Annotated in this window: 21 protein-coding genes and 1 riboswitch; of the genes, 12 read left to right on the forward strand and 9 right to left on the reverse strand. The window is 46.6% G+C overall.

The annotated features are described in order from the left end of the window. Positions 1-137 precede the first annotated feature (137 nt). Positions 138-1,934, reverse strand: a complete 1,797-nt coding sequence (gene abc-f / locus ADM98_RS06930) for a ribosomal protection-like ABC-F family protein (protein WP_235504843.1) — start codon at positions 1,932-1,934, stop codon at positions 138-140. A 278-nt stretch (positions 1,935-2,212) separates the two neighbouring features. Further along, a complete protein-coding gene (locus tag ADM98_RS06935) occupies positions 2,213-3,094 on the reverse strand; it encodes a DUF1002 domain-containing protein (protein WP_053452828.1) in 882 nt (293 codons plus the stop codon). A 194-nt stretch (positions 3,095-3,288) separates the two neighbouring features. Then, positions 3,289-3,395, forward strand: a riboswitch (TPP riboswitch). Between the two features lie 73 nt (positions 3,396-3,468). Here ADM98_RS06935 and tenA point away from each other — a divergent pair. Further along, positions 3,469-4,164: a thiaminase II gene (gene tenA / locus ADM98_RS06940; protein WP_053452829.1), complete on the forward strand. Its 696-nt coding sequence runs from the start codon at positions 3,469-3,471 to the stop codon at positions 4,162-4,164. Between the two features lie 51 nt (positions 4,165-4,215). Continuing rightward, positions 4,216-4,512: a hypothetical protein gene (locus ADM98_RS06945; protein WP_053452830.1), complete on the forward strand. Its 297-nt coding sequence runs from the start codon at positions 4,216-4,218 to the stop codon at positions 4,510-4,512. A 30-nt stretch (positions 4,513-4,542) separates the two neighbouring features. Here ADM98_RS06945 and ADM98_RS06950 read toward each other — a convergent pair whose 3' ends face one another. Continuing rightward, on the reverse strand, positions 4,543-6,459 hold the full coding sequence (locus ADM98_RS06950) for a glycoside hydrolase family 3 protein (protein ID WP_053452831.1): 1,917 nt from the start codon (positions 6,457-6,459) through the stop codon (positions 4,543-4,545). Positions 6,460-6,660: 201 nt separating this feature from the next. Beyond that, positions 6,661-7,434 (reverse strand): sporulation protein, encoded by a 774-nt coding sequence (locus tag ADM98_RS06955; protein WP_053452832.1) that lies wholly within the window; start codon positions 7,432-7,434, stop codon positions 6,661-6,663. Between the two features lie 110 nt (positions 7,435-7,544). On the opposite strand from ADM98_RS06955, the gene ADM98_RS06960 reads away from it, so the two are divergent. From ADM98_RS06960 to ADM98_RS06990, 7 genes are all read left to right on the forward strand, one after another. Continuing rightward, positions 7,545-8,729: a class I SAM-dependent methyltransferase gene (locus ADM98_RS06960; protein ID WP_053452833.1), complete on the forward strand. Its 1,185-nt coding sequence runs from the start codon at positions 7,545-7,547 to the stop codon at positions 8,727-8,729. A gap of 30 nt (positions 8,730-8,759) precedes the next feature. Further along, on the forward strand, positions 8,760-9,185 hold the full coding sequence (locus tag ADM98_RS06965; RefSeq protein WP_053452834.1) for a BrxA/BrxB family bacilliredoxin: 426 nt from the start codon (positions 8,760-8,762) through the stop codon (positions 9,183-9,185). A gap of 286 nt (positions 9,186-9,471) precedes the next feature. Beyond that, entirely contained in the window at positions 9,472-10,245 is a 774-nt protein-coding gene (locus tag ADM98_RS06970; RefSeq protein WP_053452835.1) for a transporter substrate-binding domain-containing protein, read from the forward strand. A gap of 57 nt (positions 10,246-10,302) precedes the next feature. Then, on the forward strand, positions 10,303-10,962 hold the full coding sequence (locus tag ADM98_RS06975) for an amino acid ABC transporter permease (RefSeq protein ID WP_041255309.1): 660 nt from the start codon (positions 10,303-10,305) through the stop codon (positions 10,960-10,962). 13 nt (positions 10,963-10,975) lie between these two features. Then, positions 10,976-11,698, forward strand: a complete 723-nt coding sequence (locus tag ADM98_RS06980; RefSeq protein ID WP_053454500.1) for an amino acid ABC transporter ATP-binding protein — start codon at positions 10,976-10,978, stop codon at positions 11,696-11,698. A 66-nt stretch (positions 11,699-11,764) separates the two neighbouring features. Further along, on the forward strand, positions 11,765-12,301 hold the full coding sequence (locus tag ADM98_RS06985; protein ID WP_053452836.1) for a GNAT family N-acetyltransferase: 537 nt from the start codon (positions 11,765-11,767) through the stop codon (positions 12,299-12,301). Continuing rightward, the gene (locus ADM98_RS06990) at positions 12,283-12,909 is read left to right on the forward strand and encodes an HD domain-containing protein (protein WP_053452837.1); all 627 of its coding nucleotides are present in this window, start codon (positions 12,283-12,285) and stop codon (positions 12,907-12,909) included. The genes ADM98_RS06985 and ADM98_RS06990 overlap by 19 nt, the downstream gene beginning before the upstream one ends. A 75-nt stretch (positions 12,910-12,984) precedes the next feature. Here the strand turns inward: ADM98_RS06990 and ADM98_RS06995 are convergent, their stop codons facing one another. The 4 genes from ADM98_RS06995 to ADM98_RS07010 all read right to left on the reverse strand — a co-directional run bounded on the left by ADM98_RS06995 (position 12,985) and on the right by ADM98_RS07010 (position 16,696). Continuing rightward, entirely contained in the window at positions 12,985-13,698 is a 714-nt protein-coding gene (locus ADM98_RS06995) for a ZIP family metal transporter (protein ID WP_053452838.1), read from the reverse strand. Between the two features lie 79 nt (positions 13,699-13,777). After that, positions 13,778-14,542: a 2,4-dienoyl-CoA reductase gene (gene fadH / locus ADM98_RS07000; protein WP_053452839.1), complete on the reverse strand. Its 765-nt coding sequence runs from the start codon at positions 14,540-14,542 to the stop codon at positions 13,778-13,780. Between the two features lie 84 nt (positions 14,543-14,626). Then, positions 14,627-15,562 carry a manganese-dependent inorganic pyrophosphatase gene (locus tag ADM98_RS07005; RefSeq protein ID WP_053452840.1) on the reverse strand — a complete coding sequence of 312 codons (936 nt, stop codon included), beginning with the start codon at positions 15,560-15,562 and terminating at the stop codon, positions 14,627-14,629. Between the two features lie 57 nt (positions 15,563-15,619). Then, positions 15,620-16,696, reverse strand: coding sequence for an N-acetylglucosaminidase (locus ADM98_RS07010; RefSeq protein WP_053452841.1), 1,077 nt, complete (start codon positions 16,694-16,696; stop codon positions 15,620-15,622). Between the two features lie 85 nt (positions 16,697-16,781). Between ADM98_RS07010 and ADM98_RS07015 the strand changes: the two genes are divergently transcribed. Then, positions 16,782-17,735: an aromatic acid exporter family protein gene (locus tag ADM98_RS07015; RefSeq protein WP_053452842.1), complete on the forward strand. Its 954-nt coding sequence runs from the start codon at positions 16,782-16,784 to the stop codon at positions 17,733-17,735. A gap of 229 nt (positions 17,736-17,964) precedes the next feature. After that, positions 17,965-19,089 (forward strand): M20/M25/M40 family metallo-hydrolase, encoded by a 1,125-nt coding sequence (locus ADM98_RS07020; RefSeq protein ID WP_053452843.1) that lies wholly within the window; start codon positions 17,965-17,967, stop codon positions 19,087-19,089. Between the two features lie 62 nt (positions 19,090-19,151). Here ADM98_RS07020 and ADM98_RS07025 read toward each other — a convergent pair whose 3' ends face one another. After that, the gene (locus tag ADM98_RS07025) at positions 19,152-19,331 is read right to left on the reverse strand and encodes a hypothetical protein (RefSeq protein ID WP_023467629.1); all 180 of its coding nucleotides are present in this window, start codon (positions 19,329-19,331) and stop codon (positions 19,152-19,154) included. Between the two features lie 108 nt (positions 19,332-19,439). On the opposite strand from ADM98_RS07025, the gene rnz reads away from it, so the two are divergent. After that, positions 19,440-20,345, forward strand: coding sequence for a ribonuclease Z (rnz, locus tag ADM98_RS07030; RefSeq protein ID WP_053452844.1), 906 nt, complete (start codon positions 19,440-19,442; stop codon positions 20,343-20,345). Position 20,346: the final 1 nt, after the last annotated feature.

The raw sequence follows: 20,346 nt of genomic DNA on the forward strand, positions 1-20,346 counted from the left end.
CTGACAATATGCAATAAGAAATTAAAATAAAATTTTAAAACTTAATAAGGTTAACTAAAAAACAGGAGTCTCACATAGGGAAGATATACAAAAGACTGCCGTCCCTTAAATAAGGACGACAGTCAAGTGAAGCAAGATTATCCATATTGTAACAATTGTTCGTAAAGGTCATCGAGTTTCTCTTGAATGGTCTTAGAGACCATGTCAGTCAAGCACTCACGTTTGGCTAGTTTTCGTTCAAGTCGCTCGATCTGTACTTCTAACTCATGTTGTGCCAAGCGTTTTGGTTTTTGTGGGGTTACGTGGAGTGGGGAAGACGCAGCGAACTCAGTACGCTTCTGTTGGGCATACGTATACGTACCGTGATAACGCGTCAGACCATTTTCAAGCCAAAGGATCTGCGGAAAAAGACGATTCAAGAAATAGCGATCGTGCGAGACAGCAATCAGTGTTCCAGAAAAATTCTCGAGTGCTTCTTCAAGTGTCTCTCTTGATTCAATATCCAAATGATTCGTTGGCTCATCAAGAATCAATACGTTGATCGACGAATGAACGAGGACGGCGAGTTGCAATCGCACACGTTCGCCGCCGCTCAGTGAAAAAATAGACCGGAAGACAGTCGGTCCAAAGAACAAAAACCGAGCAAGAATATGGCGGGCTTCCGCTTCCGGGATGGCAATCCGTTGCCTGAACCAGTCAATCAATCGAGCGTCCTCTTCGAAATGGGCGTGTTGAGACAAGTAACCGACATGATTTGATGGTCCACGCGTGAGTGTGCCCGCGTCCGGTGATAATTCGTCAAGTAGTAGTGATAGTAATGTCGACTTTCCGCTTCCGTTCGTTCCAACGATCGCAATTCGATCCTGGGCCATGATTTCAAACGAAATCGCATCAAAAAGTTGTCGCGTCTTGTAAGCAAAAGACAGTGCTTCAGCACGAAAGACGACTTGGCTCGTGTGATCGGTAGAAGTGAAGGAGACGTCAGCGGTTTTAGCTTCGAGTTGCGGTCGTTTAATCCGTTCGATTCGCTCGAGCGCCCGCTCCATCGATTTTGCTTTACGGAATAATTTTTCACTCGGTGGAGACGCTTCGTTCGCCCATTGTCTAAGTCGACGAATCGCTTCTTTCATCTTCTTGATTTTTTTCTGCTGCTCTTGATAAGCATGGAACTGTTCGAGCAGACGACGTTCTCTCTCGACAACGAACGCACTGTAATTGCCCGTGTAAGATGTCAATTCACCATCCTCAAGTTCAACGATTGAGGTAACGACAGCATCTAAGAACACTCGGTCGTGAGAGACGAGTAGGACGGTTCCGGTATAATCGCGTAAAAATTGCTCGAGCCATTCAACGGCAGCTAAATCAAGATGGTTCGTGGGTTCGTCAAGAATGAGGAGACTCGGTTCCATCAGCAACATACGACCGAGACAAATCTTCGTCTGCTCACCGCCGCTTAACTGATGGAAGGGGCGAGTAAGTAAAGGACGGAGATGTAAACCGTTCACCATGCGCTCAATCTTCGAATCGAGTAGATACCCATCTTTTTGTTCGAATGCATTCGTCACGTCCGCATATCGGACGAGTAATGCCTCGAGGTCGGATGGTGCTGTTGCCATCAATTGTTCCAACTGTTGCATCCGAGAACGAATCGAGAGGATTTCGTCAAACGCTGTCCATAGGACGTCGAGTCCGGTCATCGTTTCGGCGTAAACTGGAAGTTGTTCCAGGTAGCCGATTGTCAAACCACTCTTTTGATAGATGACACCACCGTCCGGCTGGTCGAGTCGAGCAAGTAGGCGAAGTAGTGTCGTTTTGCCACTACCGTTTCGTCCGATCAAACCGACACGGTCGTGTTCGTTTAAGAAGAGGGAAACGTCTGTCAAGATCGTTTCGCCTCCAAATTGTTTTGTCAGGTGTTGAATGTCGCAAATCATCATAATCAATTGATCCTTTCGCGCGCATCAAAAAAAGGAGAGCGCAAATAGCACTCTCCTTGACGTGTGAAAGATGCGCTTTGCTGTATTTTTCGTTCATGAAGTTCTAAAAAGGGCAGACGGGTGCCTTAGAACGCCATTCCATGAAAAATCGCGCGCAACAGATATAATTGTTCCATTAACCAGTGTTTGCACGCGGCAAAGTCCATCTTTTCACACCACCTTTCGTTTCAGATACATGTAGTTTACCATTATTTTGTTAAATGGGAAAGTCTGAATTATTTGAATACCCCAGCAATCGAGCTAAAGAAGTCACTCAGACCATCAAATAATTTAGCGAAGAATCCTTTCGTCTCCTCAGACGTTGCAAACGCATGGATGTCTTGACCGGCATTTTTCAAGCCGCTCTCAATTTGTCCCCAGTTGATGTTCGCTTGCTCCATTTGATTGAACAAGTTCGTCAATCGATCCATCTGTGCATCAGATAATTGGATGTTGTTGTTTTGAATGACTTGGACGATCAGATTTTCAATCTCGACTTTAGTTTCCGGTTTTTGATTTGCAATCTCAGCCTTGATCTCATTCATCAAGTCAGCGACTTTATCCGTTCCAACGGTCTTCCCGACGTCAGATGTGACCGATAATTCTTGCTGTGCTAAATCCTTGCGTTCGTCACTCAGCTTGATTCCAGTCTCAGCAGAAGTTTGATCATAGGCTTTCATGATTCCTGTCAGGGCCGATGTCCCGGTCACCTTGTAGGGAGAAGTGATCGTGATGTCGGCATCTTTGACACCTGCTGTGACGAGAGCGTTGAGATACATATCCTTCGTCACCCACGTGATGTTCTCCGTCGAGACGGAAAGTCCATCGCCTTTTTCCGTCAGTTCAATCTTAGCCGACGAATACATGTTGCCACCTTTTTGCGACTGTGGAATGTTTTTCCCGAGGTATTTTTCTTCGTCGGCAGAGGTTGCGATAATCGGCGTGATGCCCTCCGGTGCATTGAGACGTGAAAGGACCCAAGCCTTATCTTTTGCGCCGAGCGACTCCCCGAGTGTGACGATCGTCTTATCGACGACTTGTTCGGCGGATGCGGCTGTCGGGAGTAATAAAGCAGAAGCGATGATGGCTGACGCCATGATTTTTGTTGGTGTATGCATGATGAAATCCTCCAATGTATAAGTAAGAGTATTGAATATAGTATCAGGTACTAAAATTAGTGTACGGGAACAAGATCCATTCGGAATCGGTCTGTAGAAGGAGACGGTATCCGCCTTCTGACACTCCATAGTATAGCGAAAAGAGGACAACTTGACTTCCATTTTCAGCATGCTATAGTGGATGGGAATCGAATAATGACCACTAGGGGAGTCGGTAGGCTGACTGAGACGAACGAAGACGTTCGGACCCTTTGAACCTGATTAAGTTCGTACTTACGGAGGGAAGTGGCGTCAAGTCTTGTTCTTCTTGCGCCATGCCCGTGTGTTTCGGGGTGGTGTTTTTTCGTTTCATAAAAAACGAGGAGGATGAGATCATGACATTCACACAAGAAATCAAACAAGCAGCACAAGCGTATTGGGAGAGTAGTTTTACGCACCCGTTCGTGCAAGGAATCGGGGAAGGGACATTACCACTCTCGAAATTTCGGCATTACGTGATGCAGGACGCTTACTACTTAAAACACTTTGCGAAGATTCAAGCGAAGGCAGCGTCAAAAGCAGACGACTTTGCGACAATCGCAACGCTTGCCGAGCATGCGACTTCGACATATGGGGCAGAACTGAGTCTACATCAATCGTTTTTTGAACCGCTTGGTATTACAAAAGCAGACCTTGAAGCATTCGAACCAGCACCAACAGCATATGCCTATGTGTCGCATATGCATCATGCGAGCGAGGGGACACTCGGTGAGACAATTGCTGCCATCTTGCCATGTTACTGGTTGTATTATGAAGTCGGTCAACAATTACTGACATGTACGCCAGAAGAAAAAATCTATCAGCAATGGATCGACACGTATAGTTCGGAGTGGTTCGAAAAGGTCGTCTTTGAACAGATTGCACGGCTCGATGCTTTGGCTGAACAAGCCAGTCCTACAGAACGCGAACGGATGAAACGTCATTTCGTGACGAGCTGTTATTATGAGTTGCTGTTTTGGCATATGGGATGGACAGAAGAAACATTCACGTCGGTGTACGAGACGATTCCGGCGCGAACAGTATCTTCCTAAACGGTTAGATGGTAGAATTAGGTATATCATTTAGCGGAAGTAGGGATAGGAATGGAAATCATCGTGATCGTACTTGCGATCAGCGCCGCGTATGCCGTGCAACGCATGCTGGGTAAAGTTAAAGTAAGATTTGTAGGACTCATCATTCCAGCGTTGATCGTATTATCTGGTATATCCGCATCGACTCGAAACTTCAAGGTAGCATATAGCATGGGGAGCTACATTTCTGCTGTTCTTGTCATTGTCGTCTATGCATTACTGACCTATTGGTTATACCGCGTCTACTATCGTGCGAAAGAAGAAGCGGAATATCCGTATCAATCGTTAAAAGACCGAGGCATCCTTTAAAGGAGTCTCGGTCTTTTGTGTATCATATTCTCATTTTTTCCAGTTTTTAAAGCCGTCACCGAATTCGAGATGCAGTTGATTGGTAAAGGCACCGTTCTTAAAGACCGGTACATCGACTGGTAAGGTGCCTTGCGGCTTAAACGTTCCGAAAATCGCACGGATACCAGCAGGCAGGTTAGGTCCTGCAGATTTCAGATTACCAGCTTCGGAGTCTGGTCCGTTCGGATCCCCTTTGAAGCCATAGACGAGGACGTGCGCCGGTGCGTCCGGTTGAACGGCGACATCGTATGGATTACGGAGGCTAAGTAAGACGGAGGGGGTGTCTGTTTGGTTCGCATAGCGGAAGATTGAAGCCGGAATCGCTTGTTCTGGTGCGGTTGATAGCAGTTTAGCACTCGTATTGACGTTTGAGCCGACAATGATATAGTCCGCTGCATCGAGTTGCGCCCGTAGTGTCGGGTTTTGGTCAAGTGGAAGCGTAGTAGCCGAATAATTCGCTGTCGTCACGTGCCAGTTCCGATTCTTCGGTAGTGAAGCGATCGTCTTTTTCATGCTGTCCGTTTGATCCGCCGCAGGAGCGATCACCAGTACGTTTGCATTCTTTTTCGGTTTGAATGGTAACGTCCGTTGATCATTTTTCACGAGTGTGACGGATGCTTCTGTCATCGCGCGTTCTTTTGCTTTATGGTCGGGACTACCGACGATTTGTTTTGCTTGCGCGAGTTTATCGGCTAACGATGTCGTATCCGTCGTACCGTTCCAGATTCCGCGTTCTGCTTTCAGCGTTAGGATCCGCTCGACTGATTGATTGATTCGTTTCTCTGATAGACGACCATTTTTGACTGCCTCAATCACGTCTTTGAAAATCCGGTCGAGTTTTGTGACATCCTGCTCGGAACGGAGGATCGTCGGCATGAGCGCAATGTCGACACCAGCTTCAAACGTCTTCAGAACGGCTTCTGATTCCGTAAAGTTATCAGCGATCGCCTGCATGTTCAGCGCGTCCGTGATGACGATGCCATCGTAGCCAAGTTTTTTACGAAGTACACCCGTGATGACGTCATCCGATAACGTCGCAGGTAAAGGGAAGGTACCGTTTTTCGAGGTGACGACTTCAGATTCGATTTGTGGCATTCCGATGTGTCCGGTCATAATCATATCGATGTCTTCAGCGATCGCTCGCTTGAAGGGAACGAGTTCGACTTGTTCTAGCTCTTGAAGGGAGCGATCAACGATCGGTAAGCCATAGTGGGAATCAGTCGCCGTATCGCCGTGACCCGGGAAGTGTTTGGCAGTCGCTGCGACGCCTTCAGACTGAATTCCCTTCATTAAAGCGGAACCGAGTGTGCCGACGAGTGCGGGGTCACTTGAGAACGAACGGACACCAATGACCGGATTTGAAGGGTTGCTGTTGACGTCAAGATCTGGACCGAAGTTGACATTGATGCCAAGCGCATGCAGTTCGGAACCGATGATATGACCCGCATCATTGGCATATGTGCTACTGCGGGTTGCACCTAACGCCATGTTGCCAGGTAAGTTCGTCCCTGTCCCCAGCCGAGTAACGATTCCACCTTCTTGGTCGATCGTGACGAAGAGCGGAATATCATTGCTAACGTCCTGCTTGACGACTTCTTGCAGATCGTGGACGAGTTTCGTCGTCTGTTCAGTTTCACTAACATTTTCAGCAAACAAGATGACGCCGCCTAAATCATAGCGGTCAATGATGTTTGCGACTTCTGGGGCAAGGGATGTATGATTGCTTCCATTCCACTGCCGGAAGTCCGGCATGATCATCTGTCCGATTTTTTGTTCGAGCGTCATCGCGTCAATCTTTTGACTGATCCGCTCTGTTGATGATTCTGTTGCTGCCATGACAGGCAAACTACTTGAGACAAGTGCTGCTGCAAGTCCGGCTGTTAACGTGAACTGACCGATTTTTTTCATGGTGTACGTCCTCCTCTAAGCAAATCACGACTGGAATTCTTTTCAATACGGACAGTATAGCAAGTGGATTATTTTAAAACAATATTTTATTTGTAAACGATTTCATATTGAAATAAATTTCTAATGATTTTTTAGTTATATCGAGTTGAACAAAAAAAGTGACTCCCCTGAAGAGGAATCACTTTCAAGTCATTCGATTAATCAGCTATAGCGCTCTACGATGTTTGTCAGCTGGCGTTCGACAAATGACTGATCCTGCAGTTCATTATTCGACAGGCGGAGTTTAATCATCGACTCATCCGCTCCAGCCATTTCACTGAACAATGAACCGAGACTGTGCGCACGACGGTCAACTTGGACGATTAAATCAATCCCTGAGCTGTCTTGAAGCATGATGATCTCGATCTCATCGAGTTTATGGGCATAGTGTGTATTGCGTGCTGAATATTCAAGTTCCTGAGCAATCGGTAAATCTTTGCGGAACCGTCCAGGTAATTTTTCCGTGTCGGCTTTCTTCAATCGGAAGCCAAGTGACTCCATCGCATTTAAGACCGTCGTTTGGTAACGGTTCGCTTCGACGATGACAGCGTCGCGGTCTGACGGATCAACGGCTTGTACGATGTCGAGACCTGTCTCGATCCACGATTTCGATTGGCTGACGGAGAGTGGCGTATTCAGCGGAACACGTAATGTAAAAGGAATTTCGCGTTCGACACCAGCTTCGATCGTGAATTTCGCTTCGTTAAGGGCAAATCGATCAAGCGTAAACGTCGTAAATGTTGTACTATCATTTACTTCTTGTTTGTACTGCGTGTTAAATTCAAGGTAAATCCGGTCAATCTCTTGATCGACGTTTCCGCCTTTGATGTGGACGACGCCGTTAATTTGACCACCTGGTTCGCACCGGTCGTCCGTTAAGCGTGTATCGACCGTTGCAGCACCGATTCCGATTTGTGAGAGAATTTTTTTAAACATGATGAATTCCTCCTTTTGATTACGTACGAATGATGAAGCGTGTACACTTGTCGAACGGGAACGAATTTGCTACAGTTTCGAAAGAACATTAGAAAAGGACGGGACGACTAGTGGAACTACATGAATTAAAAGCGAGCCTTGCCTCGCAAATCACGCAAGGAGCACTGATCCATGCGACGATGAGTAATCCGCGTCAAAAATCAAATGATCTCCGACGAATCAAGGTAAAACCGATTCTATTAAGAGATACGGTGCTGATGCAGGTTGAGTTTCAATTTGAACGCGTTATGAAGCATGAAAATATTTTAATTGACGATTTCATCGGTCGACTCGATGATTGGTTTGCAGAATTCCGACAATTCCTCTTCCGTTTTGAAGAAGAAGAGTGGCAATTCCAGCTCTCCAAAAAAATGAAGGTCGCGATCAAGACGTCCAAAAAAGAGCCGATGAAAGCTCTCTTGTCGCACGACCGAAAAAAAACCTATCTATTAGAAGATGGTGTACCGGTTCCATTTTTGATCCGCCTGGGCGTCATGACGGAAGCGGGGCAGGTCAAAAAGCAGAAGTACGATAAGTTTAAACAAATCAATCGGTTCCTTGAATTCGTCGAGGACAGCATCGCTGCCTTGCCGAAAGGAAAAAAACTTCGGATTCTAGACTTCGGATGTGGGAAGTCGTATTTGACGTTCGCCCTCTATCATTATTTAAAAGTCGTCAAAGGGTTCGACCTTGAAGTCACAGGTCTTGATTTAAAAAAGGAAGTCATCGAGGAATGTACGCAAATTGCGCGAGATCTTGATTATACCGATCTGACCTTCCGTGTCGGAGACGTTCACGATTACACGGGTGAGACAGAAGTCGACTTGATGGTGACGCTTCACGCCTGTGATGTCGCGACAGACGTTGCTCTCGCGCGAGCTGTCGACTGGAATGCATCGGTCATTCTGAGCGTACCGTGCTGCCAAAAGGAATTGAACCGTCAACTCGATTGTTCTCCACTTGACGTCATGTTGCAACATGGATTGATCAAAGAAAAATTTGCATCACTTGCTACGGATTCGTTACGAGCGGAATTACTGACACTTGTCGGTTATGAAGCACAATTACTCGAATTCATCGATCTTGAGCATACACCGAAAAACGTCTTGATTCGGGCATACAAACAAAACAAACGACCAATGGAAGAGAAAATCGACCGTTACATCGCTTTCCGTGATTTGTTACACGCGCGACCGTTTTTAGAAAATGAATTGAGCGACAGACTTGGACAGATTTCACCGAAACTCGTACAATAAGAAGGAGAACGAATCAAAGGAGGCAATACGATGGATTTCCAAATGTATTTTGAAGATGTCGTCCAAACAGCCCGCAAAGAAGCAAACGCTGCTGGATTTGAAGAATTAACGACGCCAGAGAGCGTTGATGAAGCAATGAAACGCGAAGGATTAACACTTGTTCTTGTCAACTCAGTGTGTGGATGTGCTGGCGGGATCGCCCGTCCTGCTGCAGCGTACGTCAACCGGAAAGAGGGCATTAAGCCTGATCATTTCGTTACAGTATTTGCTGGACAAGATCGCGAAGCAACAGACCGAGCACGAGAGTACTTCGAAGGATATCCACCTTCATCTCCATCATTCGCATTAATGCAAGATGGAAACATCCTCTCGATGGTCGAGCGGTTCGATATCGAGTCATTCACGGCAGAAGAAGTCGTCGAGAAACTCGAATCATTGATTGAAATTTACGCATAAGCGAAAAAGACTCCTGAAAAAGGGGTCTTTTTTGTACATTCATGAGATTAGCATAATAAATTTTATTTTTGAAAGCGTTTGCAAAAATGTATAAAAAGTCATTTATGCATGATTTATGAATAGAAAATAAAAAAATTTTATATATTTATGCTTTACAGTGAATAAATATTCGTATATCCTAAAAGCAATAGAACAGGTCAGGCTTTTCGGTATTGAATTGGACATACACATAAGTCATACTATTGTTAAAGTTCTGACAATTGAGCGTTGGAAGGGGAAAACTCGAATGAAAAAATTATTAGCAACGGCAATGGCAGGCATTCTGGCAGTCACGATGGCAGCATGTGGCGCGTCGGAAGAATCAACAGGTGGATCAAGTAACAGCGATAAAGTGTTGACGATGGGAACGTCAGCGGATTACTTCCCATTTGAATACATCGATACGAAAAAAGGAGAAGACATCGTCGGGTTCGACGTTGCGATCGCCAAGGAAGTCACAAAAAATCTTGGCTATGACTTAAAAATTGAAGACATGGAGTTCGGAAGCCTACTTGGTGCTCTTAGCTCAGGTCGTGTTGATTTCGTCATGGCAGGGATGACACCAACTGAAGAACGGAAGAAAAACGCCGACTTCACAGATATCTACTTCGAATCAAAGAACTTAGTCATGACAAAAGATAAGGCCATTAGTTCAGAAGATGAACTCAAAGGTAAAAAAATCGGTGTCCAGCTTGGTTCAATCCAAGAGGGACTTGCGAAGGATCGTTTCAAGGATAGTGAAGCCGTTCCATTAAACAAAATTCCAGAAATCATTCAAGAATTGAATACAGGACGGATCGATGCCCTCATCATCGAGGACGCGGTTGCTGTTAAATACATGGATCAAGATGCATCTCTGAAAACGTACCAGATTAAAGAAGATGGTCCAGCTGGTTCAGCAGTCGCCTTCAAAAAAGGGGACAAGATGCGTGACGACTTCAACAAAGAGCTGAAAAAGATGATCGACAGTGGTGAAATCGATAAATTAGCGGAAGAATGGTTCCAAAAAGAAGCAAAATAAGTCAAGTGCATGGGGGTGGGGGTAACCTCATCCCTTTTGTGCGACGTTAGGAGATTGATTATGATAGACTTTACAAAGATTCAAGATTCAATTCCATATATTCTCGAGGGGATTCCGGTCCTCTTCCAAGTTGTCATCGTAGCGGCTATCGCTGGGATGCTGATTGGAATCGTCGTCGCGGCACTAAAAATCACGAAGAGTCGTTTCCTCCGTTTCATCGGTCATGCGTATACAGCCATTTTCCGGGGAACACCATTGATCTTACAACTCGCGATCGTTCACTTTGGTTTACCGCAATTAACAGGGTATGTCACGACAGGGTACCAATCGGCGATCATCGCCTTCTCCTTGAACTCTGGAGCCTATATTTCGGAAATCATTCGGGCAGGGATTCAAGCTGTTGATCGTGGGCAATGGGAAGCAGCAGATGCACTTGGTATTTCGTATTTCAAACAACTACGTTCGATCATTTTGCCGCAAGCCTTTAAAAATATCCTTCCTGCGATCATGAACGAATTGATCACGTTGACGAAGGAGTCGGCACTCGTCTCGACGGTTGGTGTTCTCGATGTCATGCGTCGCGCTCAAATCGTCGGAGGAGAAAAGGCGATTTATTTTGAACCGTTATTGTTTGCCGGATTCGTGTATTTTGTTCTCGTCATGGGATTGAGCTTGATAGGCCAACAAGTCGAAAAAGCTATGAGAAAGAGTGGGTAATCAGATGGAACCTATGATCCAAGTCACCGATTTGCATAAGCAGTTCGGAAAATTAGAAGTATTAAAAGGTATCTCGACGACGGTTACGCGCGGAGAAGTCGTCGCTGTCATCGGACCGTCGGGGTCTGGTAAATCAACATTCTTACGTTGTATCAACTTACTTGAACAACCAACGAGTGGAACGATCATCGTTGATGGTTTCGAACTGACGAAACCAAAGGCGAATATCTCAAAAGCACGTCAGAACATCGGGATGGTATTCCAACAATTCAACTTATTCCCGCATAAGTCTGTCCTCGATAACCTGACGTATGCACCAATCAACGTCCTCGGTATCTCAAAGGACGAAGCAATCAAACGAGCGGAGACGTTACTGGATCGTGTCGGTCTAGCCGAAAAACGCGATAATTATCCGAACCAGTTGTCAGGTGGACAAAAACAACGGGTCGCGATTGCGCGCGCCCTTGCGATGGAACCGAACGTCATGCTATTCGATGAACCGACATCAGCCCTTGACCCAGAGATGGTCAACGAAGTGCTTGATGTCATGAAGCAGCTTGCTGAGAGTGGAATGACGATGGTAATCGTCACGCACGAGATGGGCTTTGCAAAAGAAGTCGCGGATCGTGTCCTCTTCCTCGATGAAGGAATTCTGATGGAAGAAGGTTCACCGGTTGAACTCTTCGACAATCCGAAAACAGACCGAGCGAAAAAGTTCCTCGAAAAAGTTTTATGATCACAGTGCGCTAACTCTGAAAAAGAGTTAGCGTTTTTCGGTTTTTAGTATAAAGGGGGAAAATCGATGAAAAAACTACTTGAAGGTCATCACACTCGTCTGACGCGCTTTCAATCGGAAGATACCGAAGTGATGCAACGGTTGCTTGACGATGCGACGTTTGCCCGCCAGTTCAGTGCGACACCATATCGTCATTTATCGACGGACAAGATTGAAAAGATGATGGCGACGGATGCACCGGAGACATTCCGATTTGCGATTCGTAATTTTGAAGATGAACGGATGATCGGCGTCGTTGCACTAGAAGATATTCTATTTACACATGGAACGGCCTGGCTGATGATTGGCATCGATCCGGATTGTGAAGGGCAAGGATATGCAACGGATGCGATGGAGACACTGCTTGATTATGCTTTCTTAGAGCTGAATCTGTACCGGATTCAATTGACGGTCTTTGAGTATAATACGCGTGCGATTGAATTATATGAACGGCTTGGATTCGTCCAAGAAGGGAGATACCGGTCTTTTTTACGACGAGACGGAGAGCGGCATGACATGTTACTGTATGGACTACTTGAACCAGAATGGAGGGGACGACAATGATTCAAGAAACGGAAGCGTTCGTCAAATCATTTCACGCGACAGACTTTTCAGGCCATGATTATGCCCACATTGAACGGGTTCGTCGTTTAGCGTTACATATTGCAAAACAAGAAGGTGGGAATACTCGGATCATCGAATTAGCAGCCTTACTTCATGACGTAGCAGATAGCAAACTCGGGGGAACGGTTGAAACGGTCGCAACCTTTTTACAAGGAAAAGTAACGGAGCAGGAACAGGAACAGATTCTAGCCATTATCACGAGTCTGTCGTATAAAGACGGTACACGTCCACCAATTGATACAATCGAAGGGCAAGTCGTTCAGGATGCCGACCGCCTTGATGCGATTGGGGCAATCGGAATTGCGCGAACGTTTCAGTTTGCTGGTCGGTTCGGGGAACCTATGCATGTACCTGGACTAGCACCGCGAGAGCCAGGTAACCGGACAGGGGAGACGAGTGCTTTGAATCATTTTGAAGAGAAGCTATTTCGACTCAAAGATTTAATGAATACGAAAACAGCACGTCAGTTAGCCGAGGAGCGCCACCGCTATATGCAGGAGTTCGTTGTTCGTTTTAAAGAGGAGTGGGACGGCGTTATATCCAGCTAAGACTTGTTTTCGAAGTAACTAAAAACAATGCGCGTTTCCGATGAAGCTTACGGAGAACGCGCATTCTTTTTGTCATTAACTAAGGATAATCGCTGTAATCAGACCGAGGGCGGCGAACAGACCAACGATCGCGCCACCTTCTTCATGGGCTTCCGGCATCATCGTCGAGGCGAGCATCGCAATGATTCCACCGCTTGCAAATCCACCAATCATCGCAAACTGCATGTCTGGTAGTTCGGCGAGGATCGTATAACCGGCAAGAGAGGCGAAAGCGGAGATTAACCAGACGATGCCCCACATCAGTAGGACTTTGTTCTTTGAGAATCCATCTTTTCGCAAGCCCGTCGTACTCGATAAGCCTTCCGGGATATTGCTGACGAAAATGGCTGCAACGAGTGCCGCGCTGACATTTCCGGATAACAGACTGGCACCGATCATGATGGATTCCGGAATCGCATCCAGAATCGTCCCGAAGAAAATCGCTGTTCCTGTGCCTTCATTCCCACCAGATGAGCGTTTCCGTTTACTCGCGCCGCGTGACGAAACGAATAGGTCGAAACCAGTGAAGACGAGTGCTCCGACGATAAAGGAGACCGCAACGACAAGCGTCGTTGACTTCTTTAAGGCTTCATCTAGTAATTCGAATGTCGCTGCTCCAATCAAGATTCCAGTCCCAAACGACATGATGTAACCGATTAGTCGTTGTTTTAGCGGTAAGTATAGTCCAAACAGAGCACCGATCACGACGGCACCACCTGCTAGTGCACCCCAACCGAACGCTTCCCACATACGATCACCTCCTTCTTGTCCTTTGTACCTGTTCTAGATAATTCATAAACATAGCAAAAGGAATGGAGCGATCAAAAGATTAGAAGGGTTGTTTATTTAACCAATGACCACCGTCAAGAGCGATACATTCTCCGTTTAAGTACCGTGCTTGATCCGATACCATCCAGGTAGCGAGTGTCGCGATCTCTTCGGGTGTACCAAATCGACCGAGCGGCACATTGCGACGAATCCGTTCTGCATGTTCCGGTGATAAAGCGAGTTTATCAGCACCACCCGTTCGTTCGATCGGTCCTGGACTGATTGCATTAACACGGGCTTGGTATTTATAACCCCACTCGACGGCTAGCGTACGCGTCAAGTTCAGGACGCCAGCTTTTGCAGCGGCACTCGGAGCGACACCAGCACCTGCCTGCCAGGCATAAGAGGCAACGATGTTGACGATTTGTCCGCCAACGACCTGATCTTCTTGCCAGCCTTTGACAAGCGCGTGACAGCAGTTGAATGTCCCGTTGAGGACGATGTCGATGACGGTCTTCCAACCATTCGGCGATAATTCATCCGTCGGACAGATGAAGTTCCCAGCAGCATTGTTGATTAATGCTTCAAGACGACCGAAACGTTCGCGTGCTTGATTAACTGCTGCGAGACAAGCATCTGCGTCACGGACATCCATCTGAATCGTCAAGTGTTCGCCTTTAATTTGTGCTAATGCTTCATCCATGAGTTGCAAACGTTCCGCGTCTCGTCCCGTGACGACAACATTCCAGCCGGCTTCCTTTAAGGCAAGCGCCATCGCTTTCCCCATACCGTTTGTTCCACCCGTTACCATGATTGTTTGTGTCATATTGCTTCCTCCTTTATGTAATGAATGAACAGCCATTCATATTCTTTATTCAAAAAAGAAGGAGCGAACTCCTTCTTTTTTTACTTATTGTGTTGCAAGAGCTGTATCTGTTAAAACAGGAACGACTTGTTTTTTACGTGAGACGACACCTTCGAGGTAGACAAGGTTATTCGTCGCTTCAAGACCGTAAGCACGCTCGACAAGGTTTGCTTCTTTACCGAGAACGAGTCCAACAGAGTTGTTCGTCAAGATATCTGTGACGATGAATACGAACAGATCAAGTCCTTTTGCAAGAATGACTTCGTTGATTGCGGTTTCGAGCTCTTCTTGACGAAGCAAGACTTCAGCCGTATCGACTGTGTTGACCTGAGCGATTTCGACTTTGAGTGTTCCCATCGTGAATTCTTTCGCGTCAAGAGAAATCAATTCCGGAACAGTTTTCTTCGAGAGGTCAGCTCCGGCTTTAAGCATCTCAAGACCGTAGACATTTGCATCGACACCAGCGATTTCTGCAAGTTCACGCGCAGCGATGATGTCTTGCTCCGTGCAAGTCGGTGATTTGAACAGGAGCGAGTCGGAAATGATTGCTGACAGCATCAGACCAGCAATTTCTGGTTTGATTGCAACACCATGCTCTTTGTAAAGCTTGTTAAGGATTGTTGCTGTACAACCGACTGGTTCTGCCCGATAGTAGACAGGATCTGATGTTTCGAAGTTTGCGATCCGGTGATGATCGATGACTTCCGTTACGGTAACGGCATCGATATCGTTCGCACTTTGTTGACGTTCGTTGTGGTCGACTAAGATGACGTGTGACGCTTCCGTCGCAACTTCTGTCACTAGACGTGGAGCTGTCACTTTGAACGTATCGAGCGCGAATAACGTTTCATCGTTCATCTCACCAAGGCGGATTGCTTCGGCATTGACACCGAGTGCTTTCTTTAATTCTGCATAAGCGATTGCCGATGTGATCGTATCGGTATCAGGATTTTTGTGACCAAATACTAAAACTTTTTCCATGACGTGTTCACTCCTCAATGATTGTTGTCTCGCCCTATAGTGTATCATATCTCTGATTTAGAAAGCGTTCATTTTCACCATGATACCAGCGATTTTTTCACTCCAGAAGGGGTCAGACGCGTAAAAGACGTTCATTCCTTTTTGTTTGTTTCCGAGGTATGCGCCACGGTAATAACGACCGTCCCGATTGAGATAGTCGTTTGCGATGAAGCGACCGGTTTGCTGGATCGAGTCCGTCAAGGATTTATAGACGGTCGCATCTTCTCCGGGTGCGGAATCGGTCGCATTGACGCCAAACAGGTTGTTTTTCTCGCGGGCAATCTCAGACCGTCCATAATCGGATTCGTGGATGGCGTGTGCAAGCAGATAAGCAGCGTTAACCCGATATTTCTTTTCAACGGATTTGAAAACTTTCCCTTTACCGATCAGAGGGCTATCCGGTGCTTGATCCTTGATGAATGCGTCGAGTTGTTTAGCGCTGAGCCGCGTCGGTTTCGTCAAATCACGCGTTAGTGTCTTCGATTCAACATATTTCGTCGTCCGAGACGTCGCGTTCGTCGCTTCACCAGCGACAATCAATCCACCGAGCCCACTGTCCGCAACGATATAGTGAAGGAGGCGATCACCCTTCGTCTGATAGTAGGATGCGTTCGAGACACGTTCTGCAGGGAACGGGCGTAAGCGATCTGTTGGTACATGACCCGTCACACCGGCAATGCTGACGCGACTCGTCTTTTCCCCGAACTCAAGCAACTGGACGCGTGTTCCGGAAGCGACGTAGGTGAGTCGTTTCTTCAAATCAGCATCGCGATGAATCGACAGAATACCGCGATCGTCGACGATTCCAGTCCCTTGTCCACCGAGGTAGACATAACGATCATCTGACGAACGTTTGACAGCACCGTTCTCTCCGGCGTGCGCCTTCGCTTCCGCAAACGTCTGGAAGTCTTGTTCGCTAATCTTACCCTTATCATATCGTTCTGCCGTGTACGGTGCCGGTGGTGTTAAGACGGTCTTCGGCTCATCACGGAGCCAAAAGAATAAGAGAACACCGATGAGGAAGAAGAAAAGTAATCCTTTTAGTGAACCGGTCCGGCGCACTGGGCGACCGGGACGGATAGTGCGTGTCGTCAAAGAAAATCACGTCCTTTAAAAAGCAATGGACATTCACGTCCAACGTAGGTAGTCTAACAAAGAAAAATAAAAGGGGGTGAACCTGATGCAAATCGGTTATCGTACACTGAAGACAGCGGTCGCTGCCGCGCTCGCGATGTGGATTGCGGAACGACTCAAACTTGATTATTACGTCTTCGCAGCTATCATCGCCATCTTGAGCATCCAGTCGACGCGAAAGAAGACGTTTCGGTCTTCTTACGAACGGATCATGGCATCGTTACTTGCCATCGTACTTGGATTCATTCTATTCGAAGTCATCGGCTACCGTCCGGTTACGTTATTGATCTATTTCATTTTATTCCTTCCATCCGTTCAACGCCTCCGACTTCAGGACGGTTTCATCACGAGTGTCGTCATTCTGACACATTTATACACGGAACGACAACTCAACGCACACATCTTGTTGAATGAATCCTTACTGCTTGGCATCGGTGTTGGTGTCGGAATGCTTGTCAACATGTATATGCCAAGTCTCGATTTATTGATCGATGATCGACGAGAAAAGATCGATCAACGGATCGCCGCCTTATTTTTTGAAGTCGCGGCTGCAATAGAGACAGGGCGGGTCAATCATCATGCGTTGACGCTTGACGAGACAGAACGTCTGCTACGTGAAGGAAAGGATGCTGCCTTAAAACGGATGGGGAACGCAATCGGTCGTCGCAATGACGATGAGGATTACGCCTATTTCCGGATGCGCGAGCAACAATTCGAACTTTTACGTGGCATCGTCCATCACGCTGAAGAACTTGTCCTTGTCGTCGAAGAAGGAAAAAAAGTCGCCGACTTCTTTCGGACGATTGGTGACAATGTCCGACCTGAAGCCGACGCAATGGTGTACATTTCAGAACTAGAAGCATTATTGACACGTTTTCGTGCCTCTGCCTTACCCGTCACGCGGGAGGAGTTCGAGGTCCGCTCCGCGTTGCTACACATGCTACAAGAAGCGGAACAATACTTGCGTCTCAAACAACGCTACGTCAATCAAAAGAAATAAAACATCGTCGAAGCGAACGTACCAATCAGAAAGATTGCTAAAATCCCGATTGTCGTCCATTTAATGATGCGTTGTTGTTTCGATGGTTTTGCCATATCCACTACTCCTCTCTTACATCAACTGATTACTGCCATTGTACAAACAACCTTTCAGAAGTGCAAATGACGATGGGGATGGTATACTAATAAAGCGCTAGTGGATTGATGAATATTAGAGGAGGGGTTTTGTCATGGTCAATGAACAACGAGTATTAGATACGTTTTTGGAGCTTGTCCAAATCGATTCGGAATCAAAAGAAGAAGCACGTATTTGTGCTCATCTGAAAAAAACGTTTGAGGATCTCGGATGTGACGTGTTTGAAGATGACGCTTCGTCGAAGACGGAACATAAAGGAAATAACTTGATCGTTACGCTTCCAGCAACAAAAGAAGGCGTCGACAAAATTTATTTCACTTCCCATATGGATACTGTTTTCCCGGGGCAAGGAATCAAACCAATCATCGAGAATGGTTACGTCAAGACGGACGGAACAACGATTCTTGGGGCAGATGATAAAACAGGGCTTGCATCCCTAATCGAACTCGTGCATGTATTGAATGAAACGAAACAACCACACGGGAAAATTCAGTTCGTCATCACAGTCGGTGAAGAATCAGGACTCGTTGGGGCGATGGTCCTTGATCCATCGAAAATCGATGCTGATTACGGCTTTGCACTCGATTCAGATGGAAAAGTGGGAGACATCATTACGGCTGCTCCAACGCAAGCAAAAGTCAATGCGAAGATTTTTGGGAAAACAGCACATGCTGGTGTAGCACCTGAAAAAGGCGTTTCAGCGATTACGATCGCGTCAAAAGCGATCGCGAAGATGCCGCTCGGTCGAATCGATGAAGAGACGACAGCGAACATCGGACGATTCAGCGGCGGTGGTCCGTCGACGAATATCGTTTGCGACTATGTAGAAATCTTTGCAGAAGCACGGTCGCTCGTCGCTCCGAAGATGGAAGCACAGACAGAGAAGATGAAAGCGGCGTTCGAAGAAGCGGCAGCAGAGCTTGGTGGTCGTGCTGAAGTCGAAGTCAAAGTCATGTACCCAGGCTTTAAGTTCGAGGATGGCGATCAAGTCGTTGAAGTCGCGAAAGCAGCGATCACTCAACTCGGGCGGACACCACGCCTCTTACATTCTGGTGGCGGATCAGATGCCAATGTCATCGCTGGTTTTGGTATCCCAACGGTCAACTTGGCTGTCGGATATGAAGATATCCACACGACGAATGAGAAGATGCCAATCGAAGAACTCGTCAAAACAGCGGAACTTTGCGTGACGTTAGTCGATTACATCACGAACAAATAAGCCGATGAAACACAAAAAAGAGTGTACCGCAACATTGCGGTACACTCTTTATCATTGTACGATTAAACTACTTGAGGACGATCAACATATTCCATAGACTCTAGAACGAGTTCTTCTGTACATAATAAGGTCGAAGCGATTTCATCAATTTGAATCGACTTTCCGTATTTTTGCCGGTAACTCTCGTTCAGTTTGCGGGCTTCCCGGACGATGCGGGCATAGGTCCGTTCAATCTTAGTCATGGAAAAAACCACCTTCCAAATCTGAATAGGTACAGTTTACCATGCTTCAACAGAAGAAAGGTGTATTTTGTGTATAAAAAATGCTAATTTTACGAAAAGGGGAAAAAGATGGAATTTTATTTTTTAGGGACAGGAGCCGGTATGCCGTCGAAACAACGGAACGTCACATCGATTGCCTTGTTACACCCCAAAATGACGTGGCTATTCGATTGTGGTGAGGCGACACAACATCAAATCTTACACAGTCCGATCAAACCACGCAAAGTCAACGCGATTTTCATTACCCACTTGCATGGGGATCATATCTTTGGGCTGCCAGGTTTCATCAGCACAAGGGCAGCGTTAGAAGGAACGACACCATTGACGATTTATGGACCGACAGGGATTAAGGAATGGATGGATGCAACATTGCGCATCACAGGAACGTATTTGCGATATCCACTGCGGATTGTTGAAGTCGAAGACGGTCAAACCTATGAACAAGATGGGTTCCGCGTGACGGCCCGATTACTTGAGCACCGTTTTCCGGCATTCGGATATCGACTAGAAGGACCAGAAGAGCGAGGCGCATTACGTGTCGATGCCTTGCAAGCGTTAGGAGTACCATCTGGTCCGCTCTATCGCCGAATCACACTCGAAGAAACATTTGAGTTCGATGGTATGACTTATGCATCATCCGACTTTTTAGAAGCACCAAAACCAGGGATCAAGCTAGCAGTTCTTGGTGATACGATGCCATGCGAAGCGGCGATTGAACTCGCGCGAGACGTCGATGTGTTAGTTCATGAAGCAACGTTTGCAGACAGTGAAGTCGAACACGCCGGACGCTTTGGTCATTCAACCGCCCGTCAGGCAGCCGAAATCGCGGATACGGCACAGGTGAAAAAACTTCTGTTGACGCATGTATCTGCCCGTTATGTCGACCAAGAAGAAGTACTCGAACAAGAGGCACGAGAACTATTCGCGAACAGTCATCTCATGTATGATCACCGGGTCGTCCCGGTCAAAGGATAGG

The sequence above is a fragment of the Exiguobacterium sp. BMC-KP genome (assembly GCF_001275385.1).
In the GTDB taxonomy this organism is placed as follows: Bacteria; Bacillota; Bacilli; order Exiguobacteriales; family Exiguobacteriaceae; genus Exiguobacterium_A.